Source organism: Bacillus sp. JJ1521 (assembly GCF_036965165.1).
In the GTDB taxonomy this organism is placed as follows: domain Bacteria; phylum Bacillota; class Bacilli; order Bacillales; family Bacillaceae_L; genus Ferdinandcohnia.
Genome location: NZ_JBALOX010000191.1, coordinates 1 through 9,851, shown reverse-complemented (window position 1 = coordinate 9,851; position 9,851 = coordinate 1). Strand labels below are relative to the sequence as shown.

The following is a 9,851-nucleotide window of genomic DNA, read 5'->3' as shown; positions in this document are numbered from 1 at the left end:
TGATTGTTACGATTGAAGGCCTTTCAATAAGATCCTCTTCTTTATCTTCTTCTACATACTGTTCAAATTCTGTAACTTCAAAGACAATTTCTTCTTCTACCGCTACACCATATTCTGAAGCAATCAATTCAATTGAATCCTTATCAAGTTCTTGGTTAATTGTAGCCATAACACCCAACATGAAAAGCTTCTTAATTATTTCTGAAGGCTCTTTGCCAAGTTTTCCAGCTAATTCTCCAACCGTTAATGAACCGATAAACGTAATTTTTTCAGGCAATTTCTTTTCAGGCTTTGGTTGAACAGGTTGATGTTGATTTGGATGTTGACGATTATTGCCTCTTTGTTTGTTTTTATTATTTTTATTATTTCTATTATTATTAGACTGGAATCCCTTTTTTTGTCCTACATTTTCGGTTTTTTTACCGTCACGATTTTTAGGTTGTACAGGATTCTTCTTTGTTTCTTGTTTGGCAACCACTTCTTTATTGTCATTAGTAGTGGGTTTTGGTTTACTATTTTTGTTTTGTTCCGTTGCAGGCTTAACCTGTTCTGAGTTCTTTCCCAATGTTTGATCTAGCTTCTTCAAAATATCTCCCTCAATTGTTGCCATATGATTTTTAACCTCAATGTCCATCTCTTTAAGCTTAGTAATAACTTCTTTGCTTGAGATATTTTGTTTTTTTGCATATTCGTATACACGCATTCTACTCATATGTTCACCCCCAAATATGTTAATCGAGCAAGTGACTAATCTTTTTAGCAAACCCACTTTCTGTTATTGCGACAACCACTCTGGCATCCTTTCCAATTGAATGACCCAATGTATATCTGTCGCATACAGTACGAAGTTGAACTTGATAATATGCGCTTTTATCCGTAATTTTTTTTGTAGTGTTTGCTGACGCATCTTCAGATAAGAGAACTAGCTTTGCATTTCCATTGCGAATTTCCTTCACAACAAGTTCTTCACCTGAAATGACTTTCCTCGCTCGATTGGCAAGACCCAATAATGACGTCCATTCCTTATTTTCCATCTATAAAGCCTACTCCTTTTCTACCAATTGAAGTAATTCTTCATAGATTGAATCATCAATCGTAGCTTTCAGTTGGCTTGAAAGAATGTTCCTTTTCTTAGCAAGTAAAATACATTCTTTGTCCTTACTGAGGTATGCACCACGACCAGACTTTTTTCCAGTGAGGTCAATTGAAACTTCGCCTTCTTTGGATCGTACAATTCTTACAAGTTCCTTTTTTGGCTTCATTTCACCACTAGCTATGCATTTTCGTAATGGTATTTTTTTATTTCCTACCAATTTCCTTCACCTCACTCGATTTCTTCAGTTTGCAAATCGAATGCTTCGTCCTCTGGTTCTTCTTCATCGTTTTCGTCAAATAAACCAAAGCTTTCTCTAGGGTAAATTCCCGCTTGTTCTGCTTCTGATTGACTCTTAATATCAATTTTCCACCCTGTTAATTTTGCTGCCAAACGTGCATTTTGCCCGCGTTTTCCAATTGCTAATGATAATTGATAGTCAGGAACGACTACTGTAGTTGCTTTTTCTTCTTCATTAACAATTACATCAAGTACTTTAGATGGACTTAAAGCATTTGCTACGAAAACAACTGGATCATCAGACCATTTGACAATATCAATTTTTTCACCCTTTAGTTCGTTAACAATTGCTTGAACACGCTGTCCCTTAGGACCAACACAAGATCCCACTGGGTCAACCTCATGATTATCAGAGTGAACAGAGATTTTAGAACGATCACCAGCTTCTCTCGCAACTGACTTAATTTCGACTGTTCCATCATAGATTTCCGGAACTTCGATTTCAAAAAGTCGTTTTAATAACCCAGGATGTGTTCTAGAAACAAAGATTTGTGGTCCTTTTGTTGTTCTTTCAACCTTTGTTATGTAAACTTTAATTCTGTCATGTGGTTTATATTGCTCATTTGGCATTTGTTCGTTTACCGGAAGCAAAGCTTCAATTTTCCCTAAGCTTACATAGATAAATTTAGAGTCTAGACGCTGAACGATTCCCGTCATGATATCTTCTTCACGATCAATAAACTCCGAATAGATAACTCCTCTTTCTGCCTCACGTACACGTTGAGTTACAACTTGCTTTGCTGTTTGTGCAGCAATTCTACCAAAGTCTTTTGGTGTTACTTCGATTTCAACAACGTCTTCTACTTGGTAATTTGGATTAATGGTTCTAGCCTCGTCTAAGGAGATCTCGAGTCTAGGGTCAAACACTTCATCTACTACATCTTTTCTAGCAAACACACGCATTGAACCATTTGCTAGGTTTAAATCGACTCTAACATTCTGAGCCTGATTAAAATTCCGCTTATATGCAGATATAAGTGCTGCCTCTATTGCTTCAATAATTACATCTTTGCTAATGCCTTTTTCTTTCTCGAGCAATGTTAAGGCATCTAATAATTCACTACTCATTCGTTTTCTAATCCCCCTCTTGAACTCTAATAATCAAATGCGCCTGGCATATTGGTGCCCGAGTTTTCGGCCCACAAGAAGTGAGTCATAAAGACATTGCCACAGGATGTGGCGTTTTTAGTCTTTAATCTTACTGATTGTAAGATTACCTTTACAAAATCGTGGCATCCGCCGAAGGCTTTAACTTTATTCAATCGGAGTTTATACTCCTACTGAATTTAAACTCATATTTCATTCATGAACCCACCAATAAAGCGGAATTTCTATTGAATAAAGTTAATGGAAAGTAACAGCAAGTCTTGCATTTGCAACTTTTTCATACGGAATTTCAACAGATTTTTTGCGTGTTTTGACCATAATGTTGATTGAGATTGTGCTTCCATCAAATGATGTAAGCTCCCCTTCAAATATCTTTTCACCATCAATTGGTTCGTATGTTTTTACATACACCTGTTTTCCAATTGCTTTTTCGAAGTCACTCGCCTTTTTCAACGGGCGTTCGGCACCTGGACTTGATACTTCGAGAAAATAGTTATAAGGAATAGGATCTACTTCATCAAGCTTTTCACTTAATTTTTCACTAACTGTTCCACAATCTTCTATATCAACCCCTTTTTCAGAGTCGATAAAGACACGAAGAAACCAGTCTTTCCCTTCCTTTACAAACTCAACATCAACAAGTTCCAATTGTAATCCGGTTAATATAGGTATCACTAATTCTTCCACTATTTGTGTTACCTTTTTACTCATGTTTTTCCTCCTAAGCTGATAAGGAATATGTTTTTGTACTTTAGTATTTCCTAAGTAGTGTAAAAACACCCTGCTATAGTAGCAGGGAGGCAGTTGGAAAATATAGAGAAGTTCCATCTTAAAAGAAAGTTGTTACACAATTTTAGCCTCAGCCAAAGAATAAAGAGTGGGAAGCCCCACTCTTTTACCAGTAATTATACATAGCATTTCCATAAAAACTATAACATAATCGCTATTTATATGCAAATAAATTTAAAAGCGCAGGCGCCTTGCAAAGGGGATCATCGACTAACTACTGCCACGTCCTGTGGCAAACGTCGATGTCAGCACGTCCTGTTCAAGTCCGACAAGCATAAGACAAGCCGGCAAGAAAGATGTCTTTTATCCATCATGACGGATTGGCTAGACCAGTGAGGGGCTAGGCTGCTTGCGCTAGACATCGAAAAATTAGAACAAGGATAATTGATTTTGTTCAGGCATATTTGCTAAGCAACCAAGGTTATCAAGGTATTCCATGATTGTTTTCGATACTTTACCACGCTTTTGTAAATCTTCTTTTGACAAAAATTCACCTTGTTCTCTTGCATTCACTATATTAATCGCAGCGTTTGTACCTAGTCCAGGAATTGAATTGAACGGAGGAATAAGTGCATCTCCATCAATGATAAATTCTGATGCACTTGAGCGATATAAATCAATTTTATTAAAGGCAAATCCACGTTCACACATTTCAAGTGCTAGCTCAAGAACTGTTAAAAGGGTCTTTTCTTTAGGTGCTGCATCAAGTCCTTTTGCATTAATTTCTTCAATTCTAGCTCGAATTGTACTTGAACCTCGAACCATGGCTTCAACATCAAAATCATCTGCGCGAACAGTAAAGTATGCAGCATAGTAGAGTAAAGGCAAATGAACCTTAAAGTAAGCAATCCTTACAGCCATTAATACATATGCAGCAGCATGGGCTTTCGGGAACATATATTTGATTTTCAAACATGAATCAATGTACCAATCCGGGACATTATTTTTCTTCATTTCTTCAATAAATTCATCTGTTAGTCCTTTACCTTTACGGACTGATTCCATAATCTTAAATGCTAATGAAGGATCTAACCCTTTATAGATAAGATAAACCATGATATCGTCACGACATCCAATTACTTCACTTAGCGTACAAATATTGTTATGAATGAGCTCCTGCGCATTCCCCAACCAAACATCCGTACCATGTGATAGACCTGAAATCTGAACTAGTTCAGAGAACGTAGTCGGCTTTGTATCCTCAAGCATTTGCCGTACAAATCGTGTACCGAATTCAGGAATCCCAAGGGTACCAGTTTTACACATAATTTGCTCCTCAGTTACACCAAGCGATTCAGTCCCACTAAAAATTTTCATTACCTCAGGGTCATCTGTTGGAATCGTTTTTGGATCAATTCCACTTAAATCCTGAAGCATCCGGATTACGGTCGGATCATCGTGTCCAAGTATATCTAGTTTCAATACATTGTCATGAATGGAGTGAAAATCAAAATGTGTGGTTTTCCATTCTGAGCTTGTATCATCAGCTGGAAATTGGATTGGTGAGAAGTCAAAAATATCCATATAGTCTGGCACAACAATAATACCACCCGGATGCTGTCCAGTTGTTCGTTTTACGCCTGTACAACCAGCAACTAAACGATCAGTTTCGGCACCACGCATTGTTAAGTTATGATCATTAGCATAGCCTTTTACATAACCATAAGCTGTTTTTTCAGCTACAGTACCAATTGTTCCAGCACGATATACATAATCCTCACCAAATAATACCTTTGTATAGTTATGAGCACGTGGCTGGTACTCACCAGAGAAGTTTAAGTCAATATCCGGTACTTTATCTCCCTTAAATCCTAAGAATGTTTCGAACGGAATATCATGACCATCCTTCTTATATGCCGCGCCGCATTGTGGGCACTCTTTATCTGGTAGGTCAAATCCAGAACCGACCGAACCGTCATTAAAGAACTCAGAATGCTTACAGTCCGGACATACATAATGTGGCGGCAATGGATTTACCTCTGTAATTTCCGTCATTGTCGCAACTAACGAAGAACCTACCGATCCACGAGAACCTACTAAATATCCATCATCGAGTGATTTTTTAACAAGTTTGTGGGAAATCAGGTAAATTACTGCGAATCCATGCCCAATGATACTTTTTAATTCCTTTTCCAAACGCTTTTCGACGATTTCAGGTAATTCCTCGCCATAGATGCTTTTCGCCATACTATAGCTCATATTCCTGATTTCATCTTCAGCACCTTCGATTTTAGGTGTATATAGATCATCTTTAATTGGCTTCACTTCACCAATCATATCTGCTATTTTTTGTGTGTTTGTAACGACAATTTCCTTTGCTTTCTCTTTTTCTAGAAAAGAGAAACAATCTAACATCTCATTCGTTGTTCGGAAATGAACTTCTGGAAGTGAATGTCGATTTAATGGGTTTGCCCCACCCTGAGACCTTACTAAAATCTTACGATAAATATGATCATCTGGGTTTAAATAGTGTACATTCCCAGTAGCAACTACCGGTAGGTTCAGCTTTTCCCCAAGACTGACAATATTCTTTAAAATATCCCTAAGTTCACGCTCATTTTGAATCAAATCTAATTCCAATAAATGCTTATAGTTTGAAGGTGGCTGAACCTCTAGGTAATCATAAAATTGAGCAATTGACTCTACTTCCTCAGGTGACTTCTGCATCATTCCTTCAAATACTTCCCCTTTATCACAAGCAGAACCGACTAAAATACCTTCACGATATTTTTGTAGCTGCGATCGTGGGATTCGGGGTACACGGTAAAAATAATTCATATGTGAAATAGAAACTAATTTAAATAAATTTTTAAGGCCAACATCATTTTGGGCAAGTAATGTCGCATGATAAGGTCTCGACCGTTGGTATGCTTTCCCTTGTCCCATATAATCATTCAATTGATCATGGAACTCAATCTCTTTTTCAGCTGCATCTTTTAACAGTTTAACGGCTAAGTACCCGGTTGCTTCCGCATCATAAATGGCACGGTGATGCTGGGTTAATTCGATATCGAATTTTTTACATAATGTATTTAATCGATGATTTTTTAATTCTGGATATAAAAATCTTGCCAGTTCAAGTGTATCAATTACTGGATTTGTTGCTTTATTTAGCCCAGCCTTTTTATAACCAACATTTAAAAAGCCCATGTCAAAGCTTGCGTTATGGGCAACTAATATCGCATCCTCGGTCCAGTCATTGAATTTTATGAGGACCTCACTAACTTCTGGTGCGTTTCTAACCATATCATCTGTAATTCCCGTAAGATCGATGGTTGTCGCACTTAAGCGGTGATGCGGGTTAGCAAATGATTCAAATCGATCAATGATTTCACCATTTTTTACTTTAACGGCAGCCAATTCAATAATCGTGTTGTAGACCGCAGATAAGCCTGTTGTTTCAACGTCAAAAACGACATAAGTATCATCATCTAAGTTACGATGCTGTGAATTATAAGCAATCGGGACACCATCATCGACTAAATTGGCTTCAACACCATAGATCATTTTTATCCCATTTTTCTTCGCAGCTGCGTATGCTTCAGGAAATGATTGAGCTACAGCATGGTCTGTTAAAGCTATAGCAGTGTGACCCCATTTTTTAGCTTGTCCAACATATTGACTGACTGAAGTTACCGCATCCATCTGACTCATCGGTGAGTGCAAATGAAGTTCAACACGTTTTTCCCCTTCGGGAGCAGTGTCATTTCTTTCATTCATAGGCTTTATTTCGTTTATATCATTTGCAAGCATAACTAAGTCTCTAACAAAGGTATCATTCTGAATGCTTCCTCGACAGCGAACCCACATACCTTTTTTAATGGCTTGTAGTAGATGAACATCCTCTTTATCTCTGGAGAATACCTTTACTAGAATTGAATCCGTATAGTCGGTCATTTTAAAGGTTAAAAGCGTTCTTCCACTGCGCAATTCCCTAGTCTCAGCAAAGAAAATATATCCTTGAATCGCAATTCTACGTTCTTCGTCAAGGATTGAACTAATTTCTTTAAAGTCTTCATCATCCTTAATTGTATAACCAATTGCAATCGGACCGGAAACAGTGTTTTCCTGGCCTTTTTCTTTCTCTTTCTTCTGCATGTCAGCAACAGCCAACAATGCTCTTTCCTGGTCTTCTTGTTGTTTTTTCTCTAAAAACTGCTCGTATTCCTTATTTGAAACCTCTACCTCAGTCTCTAGCGTGAACAATGGAAAACCATAGGATTGATACACATTTCCTATTAATTGACCGTATTTTTTCTTAATAGCCATGGATTCTGTATCATTTCTTGTTTTTATATGGAGTTTAAGACCTTGTTGTGTTGGAATTTGATTATGCAATAATGACAGAATAGGCGGTGCGATTCCATCTAATTCTTGTAAACACAGTAGCCAATAGTCTTGGACCATTTCTTCTGTCACTTGCTGAGACCCGACTCGCAAAGAGAAGGTTACAGATGCAATATGGGCAAATTTTGTACGTAGTTGTGTAGAAAAAATCCTCATGACATCAGCAGGAATCACATTTTCAAATAAAAATAAAAAATGCCATGCTTTCTTTTCTTTATCAATCATGAGTTTTTCAATGCCTGCATTTGCAAAGTGTGTAACCAATGCATCGTCAGTTAATTCCAGTTGCTGTAGCAATACTTTAAAACGTTCTTTTTGCTGTGGCAATAATTCCATCTTCGTTCCCCCTCTTCAGACAGAATAATTAAGAGTACCTCAAAAAAAGAGGTACCCTTTTCTTTTCTATTATTTATTTTACTACATATTCGTTAATTGTCTCGATAAGATTTTCAATATTTATTTCCAATGTTTCCCCTGTCTTACGAACCTTCATCTCGACAATACCTTCGCTAGCACGTTTTCCAACAGTGATTCGCAGTGGCAGACCGATTAAATCAGAATCTGCAAATTTCACACCTGGGCGCTCTGCACGATCATCGAATAAAACGTCATAGCCACTTTCCTGTAAGGTTAAATATAAAGATTCAGATAATGCTTTTTGTTCTTCATTCTTCATGTTTACAGGAATTAAGTGTAGATCATATGGTGCTAGATTTTCAGGCCAAATTAGCCCATTTTCATCATTCGACTGCTCAGCAACTGCAGATAGTGTTCTAGACACTCCGATACCATAACAACCCATAATCATTGGCTGTGATCTACCATTTTCATCAAGGAATGTTGCACCCATAGCTTCACTATATCGTGTACCAAGTTTAAAGATATGACCGACTTCGATTCCTTCAGCAAATACAATACTACCTTGTCCATCCGGCGAAGGGTCCCCTTCTTGGATAAAACGAAGGTCTTCATATTGAATTCCTGCAAAATCACGATCTGGGTTAACATTTACAAAATGATAATTCTCTTCATTTGCACCACAAACCCCATTAACAACCGAGACAACCGCATGGTCAGCAATGACAGTGATTTCCTTAGTAACATTAATTGGACCTAAAGAACCAACTGTACAGCCCATGATACGCTCGGTATCCTCAGTACTTGCTAATTCCACATTAGTAGCCTCTAGCAAATTCTTCACTTTTATATCATTTATTTCATGGTCACCACGAGCTAATACAAGAACAAATTTTTCGTCTACTTCGAAAAGAAGCGATTTAATACATTTTTCCTTTGAAACGTCAAGGAAAGCAGCCACTTCATCGATTGTTTTTTTCTCGATAGTCTCTACTTTTTCTAGCTCTTTGGCAGGTTCTTCATTTTTTGGATATTCCATGACAACAGGTGCCATTTCAATATTTGCCGCAAATGAGGAGGTGTCAGAATACGCAATTGTATCCTCCCCCACTTTTGATAAGACCATGAATTCGTGAGTATCTTTACCACCCATTGCCCCAGAATCTGCAATAACGGCACGGAAATTAAGTCCGCAACGCGCAAATACATTTGAATATGCAGTAAACATTTTTTCATATACCTCATGGAGGCTTTCATGATCAGCATGGAATGAATAGGCATCCTTCATGACAAATTCTCGACCGCGTAATAATCCGAAACGAGGTCTCTTTTCATCGCGGAATTTTGTTTGAATTTGATAAAGCGTAATCGGTAATCTTTTATATGATTTGATTTCATCACGAACAAGACTAGTAATTACTTCTTCATGTGTTGGACCTAATACAAAGTCACGCTCATGACGATCATGGAGGCGCATTAGTTCTGGACCATAAGAATACCAGCGACCAGATTCCTGCCATAACTCTGCAGGTGTTAAAGCTGGCATCAGGAGTTCAGCAGCTCCAGCCCGCTCCATTTCTTCACGGACTATTGTTTCGATTTTTTGTAAAACACGCCTTGCTAATGGAAGGTAGCTATATACCCCACTTGCAGTTTGTCTAATAAAACCTGCTCGAATTAGTAGCTTGTGACTTTTAATTTCGGCATCTGCTGGTTCTTCTCGTAGTGTAGGGATAAGCGTCATACTTTGTTTCATATCTTGCACCTCGTTCTATTTTTGAGCTTAATTTTAAATAAATGTTCAAAAGGAGGATGAAAGTGACCACGTCGACAAGAACGCCACGTCCTGTGCGTCGAA

The 9,851-nt window shown here is 37.8% G+C and carries 7 protein-coding genes; all 7 read right to left on the bottom strand.

Annotated elements, in window-relative coordinates; translation table 11 throughout:
• The coding region (locus tag V7147_RS21340) for a translation initiation factor IF-2 N-terminal domain-containing protein (protein ID WP_335369824.1) at positions 1-712 on the bottom strand (712 nt) is incomplete at its 3' end.
• A 19-nt stretch (positions 713-731) separates the two neighbouring features.
• Positions 732-1,034: a YlxQ family RNA-binding protein gene (locus V7147_RS21335; protein WP_335369823.1), complete on the bottom strand. Its 303-nt coding sequence runs from the start codon at positions 1,032-1,034 to the stop codon at positions 732-734.
• Between the two features lie 9 nt (positions 1,035-1,043).
• Complete coding sequence (rnpM, locus tag V7147_RS21330) at positions 1,044-1,313, bottom strand: RNase P modulator RnpM (protein WP_335369822.1); 270 nt, start codon at positions 1,311-1,313, stop codon at positions 1,044-1,046.
• An 11-nt stretch (positions 1,314-1,324) separates the two neighbouring features.
• The gene (gene nusA, locus V7147_RS21325) at positions 1,325-2,461 is read right to left on the bottom strand and encodes a transcription termination factor NusA (protein ID WP_335369821.1); all 1,137 of its coding nucleotides are present in this window, start codon (positions 2,459-2,461) and stop codon (positions 1,325-1,327) included.
• A 276-nt stretch (positions 2,462-2,737) separates the two neighbouring features.
• Positions 2,738-3,211, bottom strand: a complete 474-nt coding sequence (gene rimP, locus V7147_RS21320) for a ribosome maturation factor RimP (protein ID WP_335369820.1) — start codon at positions 3,209-3,211, stop codon at positions 2,738-2,740.
• 447 nt (positions 3,212-3,658) lie between these two features.
• Positions 3,659-7,972, bottom strand: a complete 4,314-nt coding sequence (locus V7147_RS21315; protein WP_335369819.1) for a PolC-type DNA polymerase III — start codon at positions 7,970-7,972, stop codon at positions 3,659-3,661.
• Positions 7,973-8,045: 73 nt separating this feature from the next.
• A complete protein-coding gene (locus tag V7147_RS21310; protein ID WP_335369818.1) occupies positions 8,046-9,749 on the bottom strand; it encodes a proline--tRNA ligase in 1,704 nt (567 codons plus the stop codon).
• Positions 9,750-9,851: the final 102 nt, after the last annotated feature.

What these genes read in the sequence shown, in the direction of transcription:
- V7147_RS21315 (WP_335369819.1), bottom strand. Translation starts at nt 7,972, where the DNA reads ATGGAATTATTGCCACAGCAAAAAGAACGTTTTAAAGTATTGCTACAG.
- nusA (WP_335369821.1), bottom strand. Translation starts at nt 2,461, where the DNA reads ATGAGTAGTGAATTATTAGATGCCTTAACATTGCTCGAGAAAGAAAAA.
- V7147_RS21335 (WP_335369823.1), bottom strand. Translation starts at nt 1,034, where the DNA reads ATGGAAAATAAGGAATGGACGTCATTATTGGGTCTTGCCAATCGAGCG.
- V7147_RS21310 (WP_335369818.1), bottom strand. Translation starts at nt 9,749, where the DNA reads ATGAAACAAAGTATGACGCTTATCCCTACACTACGAGAAGAACCAGCA.
- rimP (WP_335369820.1), bottom strand. Translation starts at nt 3,211, where the DNA reads ATGAGTAAAAAGGTAACACAAATAGTGGAAGAATTAGTGATACCTATA.